Below are 20,543 nucleotides of genomic sequence, written 5' to 3' on the forward strand. Positions count from 1 at the left end.
ACTTGTTCGCTGATTTTCGGTGAAAACCAGACGTGCCAATCTTGCTCTAATTCGTTGGTTGAGTGATGATGGTCGTGGTCGTGGTCGTGGTCGTGGTCGTGGTCGTGGTCGTGGTCGTGAGCTGAAGTTTCGCCTAATAACGATTCAATACCGGCTAATTTACTGATAGTTAATACGCTGGTTGCATCACGTTGTGCAATAGATTTTTCTAAAAAAGCATCAATATCTTTGCCTATCCAAAGTACAAATTCAGCATCACGAACTCGTTTTGCATCAGAAGGCTTCATACTGTAATCGTGTGGTGAAGCACCGGCAGGAATTAATACTTGCGTTTCTGTTATGCCGTCAGCAATTGATGAGGCAATAAAACCGAGCGGTCGTACCGAAGTGAGAATGTCGGCGTTTGTCAGAGCAGCGGCGGAGAGAGCCGAAAGGGCAATGGTATATTTATTTAGATTTTTTAATAACTTACGCATACTATTTCCTCTTGATGATTAAATGGGGAAAATACACTATGCTTTTTTATCCGATAAAGCAAGTTGTTTTAGTTATTTTAAGTGGAAATATTGTCAGGAGAATAATGCCAAGTTTGCATTAATAATGGGATAGCTTGTTTTAATTCAGTGCTATTTAGATTGCCAAAACCGAGCGAAAACAAGCGTTTTTGTTGTTCGTTATGAATAGGGTAAAGTTTGATTTGTGCCTGTTCCGCTAAGGTTGTCAGTTCATCTAGTGTTCTGTGGTCATTGAAAAGCTCAATTAATAAGTAAAAACCGGATTGGGTGCCGTAATAATGGATGTTTCGCCGATAGGGTTGTAGTAATTGGCATAATAATTCCATACGTTTACGGTAATGTGTGCGCATACGTTGGATATGGCGTTCAAAATCACCGCTTTGCATTAAATTTGCCACCAGATGTTGATTAATACGAGGAACGGTGCAATTAAATTGTCCGCATAATTGTTGATAATATTTGAGCAAATGTGGGGGTAATACCATAAAACTTAGGCGTAATGAGGGCATTAACAGTTTGGAAAATGAGCCGAGATAGATCACTTTTTCGGCGTGATCCAGACTTTGTAATGCCGGAATCGGTCGCCCTTGATAGCGGAATTCACTGTCATAATCATCTTCTATGATGTAGCGATTTTTTTGCTGCGCAGCCCATTCAAGCAGCCGGTGGCGTTCATTAATGGACAGCACATTGGCATAAGGATATTGATGCGAAGGGGTTGCATACAGAATATTGATATTGTATTTTTCAAGCAATTCGAGATTAATTTTTTGTGAATCATTAATAATGGGTAATTTAATGATCTCTTTATGAATAATGGTTAAGAGCTTTTCTACTGCGGCATAACCGTATTGTTCCATTGCGTATTTAAACGGTTGTGCTTCCTGTAAATAATCAAATAGCCAGCATAATTGTGTCATTGCGGTTTCCGCACCGGCAATGATAATAATCTGTTCAATTTGACAACGCACACCTCGAGCAGCATAAAGGTAATGTTTGAGCTGTTCGCGTAAATAACGGTCGCCCTGTTTTTCGCCAAGACAGAGCAGTTGTTGTAACTGGTGATTGCTTAAGCGGCGTAGCTGTTTTTTCCAGAGATTAAGCGGAAAGGTTTGGGTATCGATAGCGTTGGGATTGAAATCAAAGCGATACATTTTGTCTGTTTTTGATGCTTGATCGGTTTTAAGCGGCAGATCGTTATGAAATAGTTGTTGATGATCAAAACAGACTTTAAACCTCGCACGTGGTTGCGCTTCAATATAGCCTTCAGCCTGTAATTGTGCATAAGCTGCTTCAATCGTGCTAAGGCTAACCAATAAGGATTTTGCTAAGTGGCGTTTTGACGGTAGCTTTTCGCCCAATGCCAAGATGCCGGCACTAATATCTTTTTTAAGTTGTTGATAAAGTTGTAAATAGAGCGGCGTATCACTGTTTTTATTAAGTTTTAAATGGATTTCGTTCATTTAATTTTTAAATCTGATCTGGTTAAATTTATTAAAACTGATACTTTTAATCATATCTGAATAGCGAAAAATAACAACCGCATAACAATTCAATTATCGAAGCAAGGAGAAAAAAATGAATAAGATTGTTGGAAGTGATGTGGTAAAACGCGGTATGGCGCAGATGCAAAAAGGCGGTGTGATTATGGATGTCGTCAATGCAGAGCAAGCAAGAATCGCAGAAGCAGCGGGTGCGGTTGCGGTAATGGCGTTGGAGCGTGTGCCGTCAGATATTCGTGCTGCCGGCGGTGTTGCACGAATGGCTAATCCTAGAATTGTCAAAGAGGTGATGAATGCGGTTTCCATTCCGGTAATGGCAAAAGTCAGAATCGGTCATATCACTGAAGCAAGAGTACTGGAAGCAATGGGCGTTGATTATATTGATGAAAGTGAAGTGTTAACGCCGGCGGATGAGGAGTTTCATTTGTTAAAAAGTGAGTATACTGTGCCGTTTGTTTGCGGTTGTCGTGACCTTGGAGAAGCATTGCGCCGTATCGGCGAGGGTGCGGCAATGTTGCGTACCAAAGGTGAACCGGGAACCGGCAATATCGTGGAAGCGGTGCGTCATATGCGCAAAGTGAATGCTCAAGTGCGTAAAGTGGTGGCAATGAGTGAAGATGAGTTGATGACAGAAGCTAAAAATTTGGGCGCGCCTTATCAGTTGTTATTACAAATTAAACAACAAGGACGTTTGCCGGTAGTGAATTTTGCGGCGGGTGGTGTGGCAACGCCGGCGGATGCGGCGCTAATGATGGCGTTGGGTGCAGACGGCGTGTTTGTTGGTTCAGGTATTTTTAAATCGGAAAATCCGGAAAAATTTGCTAAAGCGATTGTGCAAGCGACCACTTATTACCAAGATTATGATTTGATTGCGCGTTTATCAGAAGATTTAGGCGAAGCAATGAAGGGCATTGATATTGCTAAATTAAGTTTAGAAGAACGGATGCAGGAACGAGGATGGTAATATGAGTGGCAATCAAGGTTATCGGATCGGTGTATTAGCCTTGCAAGGCGCGGTAAGTGAGCATATTGCGCAGTTGCAAAAGTTGGGCGTTGATGCGATAGCGATTAAACAGCCGGCAGAATTGGACGGTTTAGACGGATTAGTGTTACCCGGTGGTGAAAGCACGGTAATCGGCAAATTGATGCGTGATTATGGCTTTATCAAGGCGATCCGGAAATTTGTGAAACAGGGCAAAGCGGTTTTTGCTACTTGTGCCGGAATGATTTTATTGGCGAAAGAGATTGTCGGCGGTGAAAAGCCTTATTTATCGTTGTTGGATATTTCGGTGCGTCGTAATGCATTTGGCAGACAAGTGGACAGTTTTCAAACCTATTTAGATGTTAACGGTTTATCATCACCGTTTCCGGCAATTTTTATCCGCGCGCCTTATGTGGAAACATTGTTATCGCCAGAAGTGGAAGTCTTGGCTGAAATTGGTAAACGTCCCGTTTTAGTAAAGCAGGGCAATTTATTGGCTTGCTCTTTTCATCCGGAATTAAGCGCAGATGAACGTGTTATGCAGCTGTTTTTACAGCTGGTAGCACAGAAATAAAATGTTTAAAAAAGTAGGTTCGCCGATTGGGGTGAACCTACTGTTCCTCGATATTTCTATTGTTCCTTGATTTTCTACTATTTCCAATAACGAAGTCGATTGGCATTAATTACAACCGTAATTGAACTGCACGCCATCGCCAACGCTGCCCACATTGGGTTTAACAAACCGAATGCAGCAACCGGAATCAAAATAACGTTATAAATAAAGGCAAAAAATAGACTTAATTTAATATTGTTAAAGATAGCTTTGGCGATACGAATCGCATTGACTAATGTCATCAAATTAGCATTGAGCAAAGTTAAATCCGCTGTTTCCATTGAAACTTTGGCACCGTTGCCCATTGCAATTGAAACATCCGCCATCACAAATGCCTGCGCATCATTCACGCCATCGCCGACCATTGCGGTAATGCCGTTTTGACGACTTTGGCTGATTTGTTCTGCTTTCTGTTGCGGCGTGGCTTGCGCAATCACCTGTGTAATGCCGAGCTGTTTGGCAAAAGCCTCTGCAGTTTGGCGATTGTCACCGGTCAACATTGTGCAATCAATCTGCTGTTGTTTAAGTTGTTGTAATGCGATTGAGGCATCCTGTTTGATCTGATCGCTGATCGCAAACACATTAATTACCTTTTTGCCGTTGGCTAAAAAGACTAAGCTGGCGGCAAGTTGTAATTGTTGCTGAATAAAAGTTTGGCAAGGTTGCAGATCTACCTGTTGTTCCTGCATAAAACTTAAACTGCCCAAAAGCCATTGCTGTTGTTTAATGGTCGCTTGCAATCCTTGTCCGGCAATCGCATTGACTTGTTTAATCGTCGGCAAAACGGCAGATTGCTGTTGTGCAAATTGGATAATTGCTTGAGCCAAAGGATGCACCATATTTTGTTCGATTGCGGCGGCGATAGCGACACTTTCGCTGTTCTGTTGCCAAACAGCGGTTACTTGTGTATTGCCGCTGGTGAGCGTCCCGGTTTTGTCAAAGAAAATATGTTTGACTTGGCTAAGGTGCTGTAATCCGTTTGCCTCTTTTACCAAAATGCCCAATTTAGCCGCTTGTCCTGTTCCGACAATAATCGACATTGGAATCGCCAACCCTAATGCACAAGGGCAAGAGATAACCAAAACGGAAATAGCTGCCAAAGTGGCGGCACTAATATCTGCACCATTGAACAACCACAAACAGAAAGTCAAGGTGGCGATAAGTAAAACGGTTGGTACAAAAATAGAGGAAATTTTATCAACTAGAGTTGCTAACTGTGGTTTAGAGGTTTGCGCCTGATCGATTGTCCGAATCATTTGTGCCAATGTGGTGTTGCGACCGGTTTGCGTTGCCAATATCTGCCCACCGCCGTTACTGACCAAGGTTCCGGCGGTAACGATATCACCGATTTTTTTCTTTATCGGTTGAGATTCACCGGTCAGAATCGCTTCATTTACCCAAAGTTCGCCCGAATTGAGCTTGCCATCAACCGGAATTTTATCGCCGGTTTGTAATTGCAATAGCATCTGCGGTTGTACTTGTTTGGTCGGAATCGTTTTGCTCTGTCCGTTTTCAATCACCGTGCTTTGCTGCGGCAAAAGATCCATTAACGCCGATAAGGCTGTGCTGGCGGATTTTTTACCACGACTTTCCAAAATTTTGCCGATGTTGACGAAACCAATCACCATTAAACCGGAATCCAGATAAAGATGATGTTGCGTAAATTGATGCGGAAAGAGAATAATCAGCAGTGAAAGCAGTAAGCTGGTTAATGCGCCCAGTGCCACCAAGGTATCCATTGATGTTGTCTTGTGCAATAAATTCGTCCAAGCGCGCACAAAAAAGTGTTTGCCCGAATAATAAATAGCAGCAATTACCAATAAACTTAGCAGCAAATAGAAAGCTTGATAACCAACAGGATGCGCTTGACCAAACTGTTCATATGATGGCAGTAGCTTTAACCACATAGCAATCATTAAGCCGAAACCGACAACCAATGCCACTGTGGCTTGTCTGATTTTATGCTGAATATCTTGTTGATATTTTTGCTCAATTTTTTGCGCACGAGTGATTTCATCTTCCAGCAGCTCCGCTTGATAACCGGCAGCGGTAACCGCTTGCGAGATTTGATCGCTATCTCCACCAACCACGGCAGCAGTGTTGTCAGCCAAATTTACCCTAACCTGTTCAACTTGGGCGACATTTCGGATTGCTTTTTCCACTTTGGCAACACAGGCAGCACAGGACATCCCACTAATCAGAAACAGCTGTTCATCTTGTTGCGGCGTGGCGGGTGATTGTACGTCAGCCGTTATTGTTTCAGCCTCAACGTGTTGCGGCTGACTGGATTCAACACGTTGAGAGGCTACTTTGCCGAATAACCGGCTTGCTCCACGCAATGGATTAAGGTTTCTAAAGCGGCATCGCCATAAATTTTCGCTGAAGTTTTTTCTACATCGGCAAACACCACATCAGGCAATTTTTCAAGCGCATTTTTTACGCTGTTAACGCAATGTTGGCAATTAAGACCCGATAAAGATAAGGTTTGAGCCGGCTCGCTAGCAACTTCGGCTTGATAACCGGCATCAACCACGGCTTTGATTAAGGCTTCACTGTCGGCATTTCCTTCGACATAGGCATAATGCAGAGAAACTTTTACGTTTTCGACACCGGCTACGGCGGAAAGCGCATTAGTTACACTTTTTACACAATGTTGGCAGGAAAGATCATTAAGTTTTAATAGTGTCATTTTTATTCTCCATTTTTCATATTTTTTAGGATTGAGTTCAGACTGTATAACGAACTCATCAAACGGTGCTACAATAAACCTTCCAGTAAGGTTAAAGTCAAGGAGAAAAGATGTATATTAATGAAGTTGCTAAATTGACTAATCTGAGTGCGAAAGCAATCCGCTTTTATGAACAGAAAGGGTTGATTGCGCCGCCGGACCGGAGTGTTAACGGTTATCGCCAATATAATATGCAGCATATCGAAGCCTTAAATTTGATTCGTGAAGCAAGAGAAATCGGCTTTTCTTTGCCGGAATGTGAACAATTATTGGCGTTGTATCGTAATCCTCATCGGCGAAGTGCAGATGTTAAGGCACAAACTTTAGCGAAGATTGATGAAATTGATGCTCAGATTGCTAAACTACAACAAATGCGTACCAAATTGACAACATTAGCTTCTCAATGTCCGGGAGATGATAGTGAAAATTGCCCGATTATCAATTCTTTAAGCGGGCAATGTTGTTGCCATAATGCCTGATTACTGAACCACCAGTAATCCCATACAACCTTTATCGGCGAGCAATAGATTGGATGCACCGAAAATAAATGGGTAGGAGTTGGAAGAAGGGTTATCAAATTGCACTAAAATACGGGTTTCGCCTTCTACCCAGACGGTATCTGTCCAAGCCAACATCTCTTTTTTACTGCGTTCGCCGTTTTGCTGTTCGATCAGGAATTTCGCCCCTTGTAATTGGAAGCCGGTGGCTTGATCGGCAGTGAGTACCCAACGTTCAACGCTGTTTAATTGCGCAAAAATATCAATACGGCGAGGATCAAAACGGCGTTGATTGATCATTGCATCTTGGGTACTTAAATGGATGTGTCGCTCTTTTTGCGGTGAAAGCGGCAACCCCAGTTTGGCATCCGGCAAAGTCGGTTTTTGTTGAGCAAAAGCGGAAGCTAAACCTTGCGGACGCAACTCGACAACAAGATTATTTTCCAGATGATCGGACATTCCCAGCCAACCCCTTACTTTATCAATAATATTTGCCGAATCGCCGGCAAGCAGACGTAACGGTTTGTTTTGATTGGTATTGACCAAAATTTCAGCACGTTCGCCCGGTGCCAATAACAATACTTTTTGTTCGAGTGGCTGCGGAAGAAATCCTAATCCGGAAGCAATTTTGAAGAAAGGTTGCTGGTTATCTAAGTGCAGATAATATGGGCGTGAAACCGAAGCATTTAACAGACGAAGACGAATAAAACCGCGTGCAACATTGATAAACGGATTACGCTGTCCATTAACAAACAGTTGTTTACCTAAAAACGAATTTTTCTCTAGATTAAAGACTTGCTGACCATCATAATTTAAAGAAATATCCTGTAATATCAATGGAATATCATTTTCACCATATTTGTTTGGTAATAAACCTTTTTTGCTTTCTTCATCTTCAATAATCCACATTCCGATTAAGCCTCGATAGCTTTGATAAGCGGAACGACCAATGGTATCACTGTGATACCAACAGGTTGATGCGGATTGTTTGATCTGAATGATTGGCGACCAAGAACTGTCGGGTGCCAAATTACGATTAATGCTGCCTGACACCTCGCCGTTAGCTTGTAAACCTTGAATATTGATCGCAATAGCTTCGCTTAAATTATTTCGATAAGTAAGACGCAAAAAATCATTCTGTTTCATTTTGATGGTCGGTCCGAGATAGGAACCGTTAAAGCCCCAAGCATCTACTTTATTATTATTAAAGGCTTTTTTGACATTACGAGCATTCAGTAAAATCGGCGAACCACGACCGACAGAAGTTAAAGGAGGAATCCAGAGCGGAGGATTGTCGGCTGCCATAGCAGCACAAGGCAACACATTGCCGGCAACAATTGCCAAAGAACCTTGTAAAAAGCGGCGACGTGAATAATTTCCCATAATTTCCTCCCTGTTTTTTAACTAGGATTTCTGTTGTTTCTGCGCAATTTCGGCATCAAGTTCAGCAATACGTTGCGCCATCAGATCGTGGCAATCTTTGGCAAAATCGCGCACGCTTTCTCTATTGTACGCCTTGCTGTCGATTGGCGGTAACATTTCGCAAATGACGGTGCCGTTATGCCAGCGATTAAGATCAATTTTATTATGTGTTGATGAACAAACAACCGGAACAACCGGAACGCCGGCTTCAACAGCAGCATAAAATGCGCCGGTTTTAAATGGCAATAAACCGCGACCGCGGCTGCGTGTACCTTCGGGGAACATCCAGATTGAAAGATTATCTTTATGAATGCGTTTAGCCAATGTTGTCATTGTGCTGTGTGCTTTGCTGCGGTTTTCCCGATCAATAAAAATATTACCGGTAATCCAGTAAAGAACGCCAAAAAACGGAATCCAAATGAGGCTTTTTTTGCCCACGCTGACAGTGCGAGGCATTACCATATGAGAAATAGTGACCATATCATAATTATTTTGGTGATTACCGACATAAATACAGCGTTCAAATTTATCTGCTCCTTGAGGATAACGATATTCGACTTTCAGCCCGAAAAGTGGATGAAGACGGGCAAACCAGTGCGCAAATACCGCTACATTATTCGGGTTTTTAAAATTAATTAATGAATAAAGAGAACCGATGACACAGATTAAAATACAACAAATAGCGACTACAATAATACGAATTACTTTAAGCATAGCTTATCCCTCAAATAAATTAGCGCAAGTATAGCGAAATTAGGGGAACAAGTACAAAAGAACAAAGCGTTTGTGTGGAAAATGCTTTATAGTATTGCCTTTCTTGATTAATGATAAGTGAAGATGGATAAACCGATTTATTTTATTGCCGATTTGCATTTGAGTGCGCAATCGCCGCATTTACTGGCGTTATTTCGTTATTTTATGCTCAAAAAAGCACCACAGGCACAAGCGTTATACATTTTAGGTGATTTGTTCGATTTTTGGGTGGGAGATGATGAACATTCGCAGCAGATCGATGAAATTAAACGATTATTGCGCGATCTGACCGCAAAAGGGATTGATTGTTATTTTTGTCACGGTAATCGTGATTTTTTGCTAGGAAAGCGGTTTGCCCAAGAAACCGGCGTACAGTTGTTACCGGAATACCAAAAATTGACGTTGTTTGGCGTGGAAACCTTGCTTTGTCACGGCGATACGCTTTGCACTGATGATATTGCCTATCAAAAATTTCGCAAACGTGTTCATCAGCGTTGGTTACAAAAATTGTTTCTCTGTTTGCCATTGCAATGGCGGATTAATTTAGCACAACGCATTCGCCGCCAAAGTCAGGATGATAAAAAGGAAAAATCATTGCAGATTATGGATGTCAATGCGCAAACCGTAATGGAAGTATTTAACAAATTTCAGGTGGCACAAATGATTCACGGACATACGCATCGCCAAGCAATTCATTATTTAGAAAATGGCAGGAAACGGATTGTTTTGGGTGATTGGCGTGATAAATTATCAGTTTTTGTGGTTGAAAAAGATAAAGCAGGCTATTTTTTGAATTTAGGTTTACCGGAAGAGAGAAAGATAAAAGAATCATAAAAAAGAAAGCCCATAGTAAAACTATGGGCGAAATTCTTTTGGCATAAAGACTAAATTTCATAAAAGGAGACAAATAAAACATAGTACCAAAAGAAAAAAATCTGGCTCCTCCTGCTGGACTTGAACCAGCGACATATGGATTAACAGTCCACCGTTCTACCGACTGAACTAAGGAGGAATAGCCCCATTGGGCAATGCGGGCGAGATTTTATTGATTTTGATCGCCTTTGTCAACAGTTTGTCATTATCTTATTTTTGCGATAGCGCAAAATCATTTAACCTCTTTTAGCTTAATTAGCAACAAAATCGGTCTCATTGCGGTTATGGCTTTTCTGATTTTTAGCCGTAAGAGAATTAAAGATATGTTTATTTTGTGATCTTGATCGCATTTTGGGAACGTTCCCATTGTGTAAAACTTCATCATTGGTTATGCTGTGATCGGTTAATTTAGTTGATTAGATTTTGAGGACACTATGGCAAAAAAAATTGATCCGCAAAATATCACCAAGTTGATTACATTAATAGGCGGTAAAGATAACATTGCATCGGCAACGCATTGTATTACAAGGTTACGTTTCGTATTGAACGACACCGGCAAAGCAGATGTGAAAGCAATAGAAAACTTGCCGATGGTAAAAGGCTGTTTTACTAATGCCGGGCAATTCCAAGTGGTTATCGGGCCGGAAGTCGATTTGTATTATAAAGAGTTGGTGAAACAGACTTCTATCAGTGAAGTCAGTAAAGATGATGTTAAAGCAGCTGCCAGACAAAATATGAAATGGCACGAGCGCTTAATTTCCCATTTTGCAGAAATTTTTATTCCGCTATTACCGGCATTGATTAGTGGCGGTTTGATTCTCGGTTTCCGTAATGTGATTGGTGATATTCCATTTTCAGATGGAAAAACATTAGTACAAACAAGCCCGATGTGGCAAACCATTTATGATTTCCTATGGCTAATTGGTGAAGCGATTTTCTTCTATTTGCCGGTTGGTATCTGTTGGTCAACCGTGAAAAAAATGGGCGGCTCGCCGATATTGGGCATCGTATTAGGGGTGACCTTGGTTTCGCCACAATTAATGAATTCTTATGGTTTGGGCACACAAATTCCTGAGGTGTGGGATTTCGGTTTATTCACAATTGATAAAGTCGGTTATCAAGCGCAAGTGATTCCTTCCATTATGGCCGGTTTAACCTTAGGTTGGTTGGAAACTCGTTTAAGAAAGATTGTGCCGGATTCACTGAATCTTGTGATTGTGCCTGTTGTTTCATTGATTATCGCTGTCTTTTTAGCACATTCCATTATTGGGCCTATCGGACGCGAAATTGGCAACGGCGTGGCTTATGTGGTTCGTGCCGCAATGACCGGCAGTTTTGCACCAATCGGCGCAGCATTATTCGGTTTCCTCTATGCGCCGTTGGTTATTACCGGAGTGCATCAAACCACATTAGCGATTGATATGCAGATGATTCAAAGTATGGGCGGAACACCGGTGTGGCCACTGATTGCATTATCGAATATTGCTCAAGCTTCAGCCGTGTTGGCGATTGTGTTGGTCAGCAAAAAAGCCAATGAACGCGAAATTTCAGTGCCGGCAGCAATCTCCGCTTATTTAGGAGTAACAGAACCGGCAATGTACGGTATCAATTTAAAATATCGTTTCCCAATGTTATGTGCAATGATAGGTTCTGCATTCGCCGCATTGCTTTGCGGTTTCAGCGGAGTGTTGGCTAATGGTATCGGTGTTGGTGGTTTGCCGGGAATTTTATCAATTAAACCACAATTCTGGTTGATTTATGCATTAGCAATGCTGATTGCTATTATTGTCCCATTGGTTTTAACCGCTATTGTTTATAAACGTAAAGCCGCAAGCGGCACTTTATAAGGAGATAATTATGCGGCAGGCTTCTCAACAACAATGGTGGAAAACAGGGGTTATTTACCAAATTTACCCAAAAAGTTTTCAGGATACGACCGGTTCTGGTACAGGTGATATTAATGGCATTACGCAGCGATTGGATTATTTAAAAAACTTGAGTGTGGATGCTATTTGGATTACACCAATCTATGTTTCACCACAGGTTGATAATGGTTATGATGTTGCTGATTATTGTGCGATTGATCCGAGTTATGGCTCAATGGCAGACTTTGAAAATTTGGTTGAACAGGCACATCAACGAAATATTAGAATTATTATGGATATGGTGTTCAATCATACGTCAACGGAACATCAATGGTTTAAACAGGCACAGGATATTAATAGCGAATATCACGATTTTTATATTTGGCGAGGCGATCATCAAGATAGCTTGCCGAATAATTGGCGTTCCAAATTCGGTGGCAATGCGTGGCAATGGAGTGAAAAAGTAGGCAAGCATTATTTGCATCTTTTTGCAACGGAACAGGCAGATTTAAATTGGGAAAATCCGAAAGTGCGTGCCGAATTGAAAAAGATTTGTCACTTTTGGGCAGATAAAGGTGTCGATGGTTTAAGATTGGATGTGATTAATCTGGTTTCTAAAGATCAGAATTTCCCGAATGATGAGCAAGGCGACGGTCGCCGTTTTTATACTGATGGCCCACGTATTCACGAATTTATGCAGGAACTAAGTCGAGAGGTTTTTCAACCAAGAGGCTTAATGACGGTTGGCGAAATGTCTTCAACCAGTTTGCAACATTGTCAACAATATGCCAATTTGCAAGGAACGGAACTTTCAATGACCTTTAATTTCCATCATTTGAAAGTGGATTATCCAAACGGTGAAAAATGGAGCTATGCTAAACCGGATTTCGTTGAATTAAAAAGGATTTTCCATTATTGGCAGCGCGGAATGAATGACAAAGCGTGGAATGCTCTGTTTTGGTGTAATCACGATCAACCGCGGATTGTTTCCCGTTTCGGTGATGAAGGCGCATTGCGGACAGTTTCTGCAAAATTATGGGCGATGATTTTACACGGTCTTCAAGGTACGCCTTATATTTATCAAGGTGAGGAAATTGGGATGACCAATCCGAATTTCACTTCACTCAATCAGTATCGTGATGTAGAAAGCCTAAATATGTATCAGGAATTACAGAACAAAGGTGTGCCTGAAGCGTTGTTGCTGAAAATTTTAGCGCAAAAATCACGCGACAACAGCCGTACCCCAATGCAATGGAATCAAGATAAAAACGCCGGGTTCAGTGAGGGAGAAAGCTGGATTGAAGTTGCCGGAAATTATCAACAGCTGAATGCTCAACAGGCATTGGCAGATAAAAATTCCGTATTTTATTGCTATCAGCGCTTAATTGCATTACGAAAACAGTACCCGATTTTTACGGAAGGCAATTATCGAGATTTATTACCGGAATCCGATGCTTTGTGGTGCTATCAACGCGAAAGTGAGAACAGCTGTTTATTTGTGTTAGCGAATTTAACCGACAAAGAGTTGGTGTTTAATTTTGATAGAGAAATTGATATCACACAGTATCAAATCTTGCTGAATAATTATGACGAAATTTGCTACCAGCCGAAAACAGTCAAGTTAAAACCTTATCAGGCTATCTATTTATTAAGATAGACAGCACATAGAAAGGTGTTGCTTTTAGGCAGCACCTTTCTCATTCCTAGCCAACAAAGGCTGCATTGTTGCGCCATCTATCATTACATCGGCTAACGTATATTTAGATAACGTTTCATAAAAAGAGTTGAATGCGTCATTTAATGCCAATGGCAGACGACAGCTCGGTGCGATACAACACTTATTTTTATCTCCCAAGCATTCAACGATAGGCCCTTTTTGCTCCGCTAAACGAACAATTTTCCCTAAATTCAATTCGCTCGGCGCTCGATGTAAACGAATACCACCACCCTTACCACGAATAGATAAAATGAGATCATTTTTCGCAAGATGATGAATTACTTTCATTAGATGATTTTCAGAAATATTGTAAGCGAGAGCAATTTCCTGAATGGTGGATAATTTATCTTGATGTGCTGCAAGATAGAGCAGAACACGCAAATTATAATCAGTAAAGGTGCTTAATTTCATAAATATTCTTAATTAATTGATAACAATATAAAATCTTACTCTTTCTTGATCTTATAGGCAATGTTCCGCTTTTTTTAAAACGCGTTTATTTATTTTGTATCAAGTTTACAACAAAGAAAGTAACAAAAACCATATGGCTTCTTTTGGTATTTGCTGTTGGTTAAGATAAAGTTCTCCCTCTTTTTGTTCTAAATTGAGCTGATATGCATTTTTTGTTTCAAGCAAAATGCCTTGTGCCACCTGTTGTTGCAGTTTTGTTTGCAGGATCTGTTGCAGTCTTTCCGGATTAATTGGTTCAACTTGTTTATTGTTCTCAAATATTTTGTTCATTGCGGTCGCATAATTATCAATAACCCCATTTAAGAACGGTTTTTCAAGATTTAAATGAATATTCAATGAATCAAAAAATTGATCCGGTAAGCCTTGTGTGAGATTGGCCACGGCTTGTGGTGCTGTCTGAATATTAGCCTTCAATGTAGCTTCTCCATCACTATTTTTCAATGATAATGGCGCAATTACTAATTGCGGTTGTTGATTAAATAAATTAGTGAGTGAATTATGAAGTCGAGTTTGATCTTCCTTTAAACTGGCATCGAACAAATTATCTAAATCGGCACCGCTTAAATGATTGATTTGTAATTTTAGGGTTTGTGAATAAAGTGATTGTTCATTCATTAATACATCTGCAATATCACCGTCTATATCAATAGCATAAAAGTTTCCATCTTGTGTCAATTTCACGGTGCTGCTTTGATCTTTTGAGATATTGCTGACATAGGCGGAGTTTGCCTGAGATCTAAAGTTGAACTCGGCACGTTTTATTGTGGTTTTGATGTCACCGATCGGCAAATAGCGTAAATTAGTTAATTTTAATTTTCCTTCGGAAGTTAAGCCTTGTATTAAAATGTTGCTATCAATATTTTTTTGTTCCGATTGTAAAATAAAACGGAAATCATCTAAGTTAATTGAATAGTGAATATTTTTCGCCTGATCCAATTTAAGTTTGTATTCACCGCCGGACCAAACAATTTTATTTTCATCGGATTGGTATTCACCCGGTGAAAAATGAAAATTCAGATCCATAGCTTGTTGATAATCTATATCAATTTGTAATGTAAAAGGGTTGGCAGCGACGTAATTTTTTTCGCCGTTTTTCAAGTAGAAAGGCAAGTTTTTGTTTTGATTATCGGTTTGCAAAGTTGATTCACTGGAAGCCATCACCGGCAGCAGTTTGAACTGACTTAATTTATTAAGCGGCAATGGGCCGTGATAAATTTTAGTTTGAATTGGGTAACTATATTCATCAATATTAAGCTGATATTGAAGATCACTGAAAAAAAAGTGGCGTTCTAGCTGTACATCATCAATTTTGATCCAACCTTGTTGGTTGATGTCGTCAATTTGTTTGAGATATTGTTCTTCAATTTTTGAGCCGGTATACCAAGTGCCGCCAAGCCAGACGGCACTCATCGCAGCGAAGGCGATAACAGTAATAGTGAGTGATTTTTTTTGCATAATTTTTCCTTGTAAACGAGTGGTTTATTTGCATTGATTTTGCGGTTTATTCGCCATAATTTCAATAATTTGAAAATCAGTATGTTGCATACTTTTACAAGCAATAGCGCATAAATTATCAATGCTGCGATCAATAGTATGTTCAACAATCCCTTCATCACCGGTTACGCCGGTCTGATTAATTGCCATTAGCACCGATTTATAGGCGGAAGTTACGCTGGTTGACACTTTCATTGCACAGCTGTTGGCAGCACCGTCACACAACATTCCGCTGATATCGCCAATCATACTGCTGATTGCCATTGCTGCCGTGTCAAATTTATTGGTGAGCAGATAGGAAATACCGGCACAGCTTCCCATTGCCGCAGTAGTGACTGCACAAAGTGCGGATAGCTTAGGTAATTTGCTATGAATAAAAATCGCGATTAAATGTGATAAAAACAGGGCGCGCGTACGCTGTTCACCGTCAATATTGAGATGATTGGCGACAACAACAACCGGCATAGTGGCGGTTATTCCTTGATTCCCGGAACCTGAGTTGCTCATTGCCGGTAACGCTGCACCACCCATACGCGCATCAGAGGCGGCGGTTGTTTGGATCATTATACGAGAGAGCAGATCATCAGAAAGCAAACCATCGCCGATATGTTTTTGTAAGGTACGTCCGATATGTAAACCGTAATCTTGGCGTAATCCCTCTTGTGATAAGGCAGCATTAAGCGTTTCTGCCTGATTGATAAAAGTGATCTTTTCTACATCGACTTGCATTGAGAAGTCGAAAATATCTTTTGCATTAAGTTGATTAAAAATGTGGTGTTGTGATGCCTCATCAATCGTTTGAATTGGGTTTTGATACAATATTTGACCATTTTTCTCGATAGATGTAATGCGGGTATGTTGATCCTCAATGATAACGCACACGCGATCATTTCCACTATAAAGTGTTGATTCAGCATATAAAATATGATCAGTCTGCTTAATGCTGACGCTAACGGCACCTGTTTGTAGCAACTGTTTTGCCTTTTCAACCTGTTGAGGCGTAATATTTTTTAACACTTCTAAACCGCCGTCAGCATTGCCGCCGATGGCACCAATGGCGGCAGCTATCGGTAAACCCACCATTCCAGTGCCGGGAACAGACACACCTAATCCGTTTTTCATTAGGTTCGGCGATACTTTTGCGTCAATTTTTTCAATGTTGGAATGACCGAGATATTTTGCCGCCGTGGCAGAGGCTAACGCCAAAGAGATGGGTTCGGTACATCCCAGTGCTGGGACAACATCCTGTTTAACAATTTGAATAAGTGTGTGTTCAAACGGTTGCAAGCGTGAATCCATAAAATCCTCATTAAATGTGATTGTGTTAGTGTCGCTCAGATAATTTCGTTGATAAATATACACGTTAATCAAGTAACTGCTAAGCCCTAACCATCATTTAAGATGAAGAAAAATGGCATTGATGAAAAAATTAAAAAATTTTTTAAAGTTGCCCTTGAAAATTGGATTTTAAGTTCAATTTATTGTGGCACGAACGATGTGGGTTCTATGAAAGATTGAGGATAAATAAAAAATTATCCCTTGTAATTTCGAGAATGAACCCTATTTAGTCGATGTTAAAAACGAATTTAAAATCAGGAGAATAAAGATTATGGGAAAAATTATTGGTATTGACTTAGGTACAACAAATTCATGTGTGGCAGTGATGGACGGTGATAAACCGCGTGTTATTGAAAATGCGGAAGGTGATCGTACTACTCCTTCTATCATTGCTTATACTCAAGATGGCGAAACATTGGTTGGTCAACCGGCTAAACGCCAAGCGGTAACTAATCCGAAAAACACACTATTTGCAATTAAACGTTTGATTGGTCGTCGTTTTACAGATGATGAAGTTCAACGTGATGTCAGCATTATGCCGTTTGATATTGTTAAAGCGGATAACGGCGATGCGTGGGTAGAAGTGAAAGGTGAAAAAATGGCACCTCCTCAAATTTCTGCCGAAGTATTGAAAAAAATGAAGAAAACTGCAGAAGATTTCTTAGGTGAACCGGTAACTGAAGCGGTAATTACTGTGCCTGCATACTTTAACGATGCGCAACGTCAGGCAACTAAAGATGCCGGTCGTATTGCTGGTTTGGATGTTAAACGTATTATTAACGAACCGACTGCCGCAGCATTGGCTTATGGTTTGGATAAAGGTAAAGGCAACCATACTATCGCAGTATATGACTTAGGTGGTGGTACATTCGACTTATCTATTATCGAAATTGATGAAGTAGATGGTGAAAAAACGTTTGAAGTGTTGGCAACCAATGGTGATACTCACTTAGGTGGTGAAGACTTCGATAACCGTGTCATCAATTACTTGGTTGATGAATTCAAGAAAGAACAAGGTATTGATTTACGTAATGACCCGTTAGCAATGCAACGTTTGAAAGAAGCAGGTGAAAAAGCGAAGATTGAACTTTCTTCCGCACAACAAACCGATGTGAACTTGCCTTACATCACTGCTGATGCGACCGGACCAAAACACTTAAATATTAAATTGACTCGTGCAAAATTAGAGTCTTTAGTTGAAGATTTGGTGGCAAAATCAATGGATCCGATCCGTGTTGCATTGAAAGATGCGGATTTAAGCGTTTCTGAAATTGATGATGTGATTTTGGTCGGTGGTCAAACCCGTATGCCGTTGGTACAACAGAAAGTGGCTGAATTCTTCGGTAAAGAACCTCGTAAAGATGTGAACCCGGATGAAGCAGTTGCGATTGGTGCGGCTGTTCAAGGCGGTGTGTTGGCTGGTGATGTAAAAGACGTATTGTTACTTGATGTGACTCCGTTATCACTCGGTATCGAAACAATGGGTGGTGTAATGACTACCTTGATTGAAAAGAACACAACTATTCCGACTAAGAAGTCACAAGTGTTCTCAACCGCTGAAGATAACCAAAGTGCAGTAACTATTCACGTGTTGCAAGGTGAACGTAAACGTGCGACAGACAACAAATCACTTGGTCAGTTTAATTTGGAAGGTATTAACCCGGCACCTCGTGGTATGCCACAGATCGAAGTGACTTTCGACATTGATGCGGACGGTATTATCCACGTTTCTGCGAAAGATAAAGGTACAGGTAAAGAACAACAAATCACTATTAAAGCCTCTTCCGGTTTAAGTGATGAAGAAATTCAACAAATGGTGCGTGATGCAGAAGCAAATGCTGAAGCTGACCGTAAATTTGAAGAGTTGGTTCAAGCTCGTAACCAAGCAGATCACTTGGTTCACACCACTCGTAAACAGTTGGGTGAAGTAGGTGCAAATCTTGCAGCAGACGATAAAGCAGCGATTGAAAAAGCAGTAAATGAACTTGAAACTGCGGCGAAAGGCGAAGATAAAGCAGAAATTGAAGCAAAAACTCAAGCTTTGATTCAAGCAGCAGAAAAATTAATGCAAGCTGCTCAACAGCAAGCACAAGCCGGTCAAGCTCAACAACAGGCACAAAGCGGTGCGAAAAATAATGGCGATGATGTCGTAGATGCCGAGTTTGAAGAGGTTAAGGATAATAAATAATCTATCCTCCTGATGTAGCGGCTTGAGTTTTTCGAGCTGCTACAATTTACCCCATGGGCGACGGCTAAACACCTCGCCCTTTTACTGTATTCAAAGGTTAATAATCAACTAAAAGTAGGATAACGAATGGCAAAGCGTGATTATTATGAAGTGTTAGGCGTTTCAAAATCGGATGATGAAAAAGCAATTAAGAAAGCTTATAAACGCTTGGCAATGAAATTTCACCCAGACCGTAATCCCGGCGATAAAGAAGCAGAAGCGAAATTTAAAGAAGTTCAAGAAGCTTATGAAGTATTAGGCGACAAAGAAAAACGTGCTGCCTATGATCAATATGGACACGCTGCCTTTGAGCAAGGCGGAGCCGGTGCCGGTGGATTCGGTGGGGCAGATTTCGGCGATATTTTCGGTGATATTTTCAGCGATATGTTCGGTGGTGGCAGAGGTCGTCAACGTGTTGTCAGAGGTGAAGATTTACGTTACGACTTGGAGCTTACGCTTGAAGAAGCGGTGAAAGGCGTTACCAAAGATATTCGTATTGCAACTTTGGCAACTTGTGATAGTTGTCACGGTTCCGGTGCTAAAGCCGGTTCAAAAGTGGAAACCTGTAGTTATTGTCACGGTTCCGGTCGAATTCGCCGTCAAAGCGGTTTCTTTGTGCAGGAACAGACCTGCCCTCATTGTCACGGCACAGGTAAAATTATTGAACAACCTTGTGATAGCTGTCACGGTGACGGACGAGTTCATAAATATAAAAATCTTTCCGTTAAAGTGCCGGCAGGCGTGGATACCGGCAGTCAACTTCGCTTAAACGGTGAAGGTGCGGCAGGTGAGAATGGTGCTCCGGCGGGTGATCTTTATGTGGTTATTCACGTAAAAGAACACGATATTTTCCAACGTGACGGTAATAATCTTTATTGTGAAGTGCCGATCAGTTTTACTTTAGCTGCGTTGGGTGGTGAAATTGAAGTGCCGACATTAGATGGCAAAGTAAAATTGAAAATTCCGGAAGAAACACAAACAGGCAAATTATTCCGTTTACGTGGTAAAGGTGTCACCTCGACACGTTCCCACTATCAAGGTGATTTAATTTGTCGTGTCGTGGTGGAAACGCCGATTAAGTTAAATAAAGAACAGAAAGAATTGTTACAAAAATTTGAGAAGAGTTTAGAGGGACGTAATCAGCATCGTCCCAAGGAAAACGGCTTTTTAGACGGTGTAAAACGTTTCTTCGATAATTTAGGTAAATAATTTTATTATAAAAAATGAAAGCCCGTAGGTTGGAATGATCTGACCCCGAAAAGTTAGACTGCTATTTTAAGGACTGAATTCTGTATTGAACAGGACTCAGTCCATTTAATCTTAATTGTATTCTTTCCTCATTGTAATAACGAACATATTCTTTGATAACGGATTCAAGTTCTTCAATNCTTTCGAAAGTTTTGCCATAAAAACATTCTACTTTCATNCGACCAAAGAAACTCTCCATTGCAGCATTATCTAAACAATTTCCTTTCCTCGACATACTCTGCACAATATTGTGCTGAGCGAGTAACTGTTGATAACTTGACATTTGGTATTGCACACC

18 protein-coding genes and 1 tRNA gene are annotated in these 20,543 nt (G+C 40.8%); 8 read left to right on the plus strand and 11 right to left on the minus strand.

The window, feature by feature from the left end; translation table 11 throughout:
* Nucleotides 1–476, minus strand: a 476-nt coding sequence (locus tag A3EO_RS0107560; protein ID WP_018346652.1) for a metal ABC transporter solute-binding protein, Zn/Mn family, incomplete at its 3' end; no start/stop codon positions are given.
* A 77-nt stretch (nt 477–553) separates the two neighbouring features.
* On the minus strand, nt 554–1,978 hold the full coding sequence (pdxR, locus tag A3EO_RS0107565) for a MocR-like pyridoxine biosynthesis transcription factor PdxR (protein WP_018346653.1): 1,425 nt from the start codon (nt 1,976–1,978) through the stop codon (nt 554–556).
* A 115-nt stretch (nt 1,979–2,093) separates the two neighbouring features.
* Between pdxR and pdxS the strand changes: the two genes are divergently transcribed.
* On the plus strand, nt 2,094–2,981 hold the full coding sequence (gene pdxS / locus A3EO_RS0107570) for a pyridoxal 5'-phosphate synthase lyase subunit PdxS (RefSeq protein ID WP_018346654.1): 888 nt from the start codon (nt 2,094–2,096) through the stop codon (nt 2,979–2,981).
* Nucleotide 2,982: 1 nt separating this feature from the next.
* Nucleotides 2,983–3,573, plus strand: coding sequence for a pyridoxal 5'-phosphate synthase glutaminase subunit PdxT (gene pdxT / locus A3EO_RS0107575; RefSeq protein ID WP_018346655.1), 591 nt, complete (start codon nt 2,983–2,985; stop codon nt 3,571–3,573).
* 77 nt (nt 3,574–3,650) lie between these two features.
* Here pdxT and A3EO_RS0107580 read toward each other — a convergent pair whose 3' ends face one another.
* Both A3EO_RS0107580 and A3EO_RS0107585 read right to left on the minus strand, forming a co-directional pair.
* On the minus strand, nt 3,651–5,951 hold the full coding sequence (locus tag A3EO_RS0107580) for a heavy metal translocating P-type ATPase (protein WP_018346656.1): 2,301 nt from the start codon (nt 5,949–5,951) through the stop codon (nt 3,651–3,653).
* A complete protein-coding gene (locus A3EO_RS0107585) occupies nt 5,918–6,301 on the minus strand; it encodes a copper ion binding protein (protein WP_018346657.1) in 384 nt (127 codons plus the stop codon). Before A3EO_RS0107585 ends, A3EO_RS0107580 begins: the two co-directional genes overlap by 34 nt.
* A gap of 110 nt (nt 6,302–6,411) precedes the next feature.
* On the opposite strand from A3EO_RS0107585, the gene cueR reads away from it, so the two are divergent.
* Nucleotides 6,412–6,819 carry a Cu(I)-responsive transcriptional regulator gene (gene cueR, locus A3EO_RS0107590; protein WP_018346658.1) on the plus strand — a complete coding sequence of 136 codons (408 nt, stop codon included), beginning with the start codon at nt 6,412–6,414 and terminating at the stop codon, nt 6,817–6,819.
* Here the strand turns inward: cueR and A3EO_RS0107595 are convergent, their stop codons facing one another.
* Together A3EO_RS0107595 and A3EO_RS0107600 are read right to left on the minus strand one after the other, a co-directional pair.
* A complete protein-coding gene (locus A3EO_RS0107595) occupies nt 6,820–8,220 on the minus strand; it encodes a multicopper oxidase domain-containing protein (RefSeq protein ID WP_018346659.1) in 1,401 nt (466 codons plus the stop codon). It lies immediately after the preceding gene.
* A 21-nt stretch (nt 8,221–8,241) separates the two neighbouring features.
* A complete protein-coding gene (locus A3EO_RS0107600) occupies nt 8,242–8,973 on the minus strand; it encodes a 1-acylglycerol-3-phosphate O-acyltransferase (protein WP_018346660.1) in 732 nt (243 codons plus the stop codon).
* Nucleotides 8,974–9,096: 123 nt separating this feature from the next.
* Between A3EO_RS0107600 and lpxH the strand changes: the two genes are divergently transcribed.
* Nucleotides 9,097–9,846 carry a UDP-2,3-diacylglucosamine diphosphatase gene (lpxH, locus tag A3EO_RS0107605; protein ID WP_018346661.1) on the plus strand — a complete coding sequence of 250 codons (750 nt, stop codon included), beginning with the start codon at nt 9,097–9,099 and terminating at the stop codon, nt 9,844–9,846.
* 102 nt (nt 9,847–9,948) lie between these two features.
* On the opposite strand, the gene A3EO_RS0107610 is transcribed toward lpxH, so the two are convergent.
* Nucleotides 9,949–10,024, minus strand: a tRNA-Asn gene (locus A3EO_RS0107610).
* A 295-nt stretch (nt 10,025–10,319) separates the two neighbouring features.
* Between A3EO_RS0107610 and treB the strand changes: the two genes are divergently transcribed.
* Entirely contained in the window at nt 10,320–11,732 is a 1,413-nt protein-coding gene (gene treB, locus A3EO_RS0107615) for a PTS trehalose transporter subunit IIBC (RefSeq protein ID WP_018346662.1), read from the plus strand.
* Nucleotides 11,733–11,742: 10 nt separating this feature from the next.
* Nucleotides 11,743–13,407, plus strand: a complete 1,665-nt coding sequence (gene treC, locus A3EO_RS0107620; RefSeq protein ID WP_018346663.1) for an alpha,alpha-phosphotrehalase — start codon at nt 11,743–11,745, stop codon at nt 13,405–13,407.
* Between the two features lie 24 nt (nt 13,408–13,431).
* Here treC and A3EO_RS0107625 read toward each other — a convergent pair whose 3' ends face one another.
* The 3 genes from A3EO_RS0107625 to A3EO_RS0107635 all read right to left on the minus strand — a co-directional run bounded on the left by A3EO_RS0107625 (nt 13,432) and on the right by A3EO_RS0107635 (nt 16,731).
* Nucleotides 13,432–13,878, minus strand: coding sequence for an RrF2 family transcriptional regulator (locus A3EO_RS0107625; protein WP_018346664.1), 447 nt, complete (start codon nt 13,876–13,878; stop codon nt 13,432–13,434).
* A gap of 105 nt (nt 13,879–13,983) precedes the next feature.
* A complete protein-coding gene (locus tag A3EO_RS0107630; RefSeq protein ID WP_018346665.1) occupies nt 13,984–15,393 on the minus strand; it encodes a YdgA family protein in 1,410 nt (469 codons plus the stop codon).
* A gap of 24 nt (nt 15,394–15,417) precedes the next feature.
* Nucleotides 15,418–16,731, minus strand: coding sequence for an L-cysteine desulfidase family protein (locus A3EO_RS0107635; protein ID WP_018346666.1), 1,314 nt, complete (start codon nt 16,729–16,731; stop codon nt 15,418–15,420).
* A 310-nt stretch (nt 16,732–17,041) separates the two neighbouring features.
* Between A3EO_RS0107635 and dnaK the strand changes: the two genes are divergently transcribed.
* A complete protein-coding gene (gene dnaK / locus A3EO_RS0107645; protein WP_018346668.1) occupies nt 17,042–18,958 on the plus strand; it encodes a molecular chaperone DnaK in 1,917 nt (638 codons plus the stop codon).
* A gap of 126 nt (nt 18,959–19,084) precedes the next feature.
* Nucleotides 19,085–20,206, plus strand: a complete 1,122-nt coding sequence (dnaJ, locus tag A3EO_RS0107650) for a molecular chaperone DnaJ (protein WP_013745418.1) — start codon at nt 19,085–19,087, stop codon at nt 20,204–20,206.
* 61 nt (nt 20,207–20,267) lie between these two features.
* Here dnaJ and A3EO_RS0107655 read toward each other — a convergent pair.
* Nucleotides 20,268–20,543 (minus strand): IS3 family transposase (locus A3EO_RS0107655; RefSeq protein WP_018346669.1); only part of this gene is annotated, 276 nt, incomplete at its 5' end.

Source organism: Gallibacterium anatis DSM 16844 = F 149, assembly GCF_000379785.1.
Taxonomy (GTDB): Bacteria; Pseudomonadota; Gammaproteobacteria; order Enterobacterales; family Pasteurellaceae; genus Gallibacterium; species Gallibacterium anatis.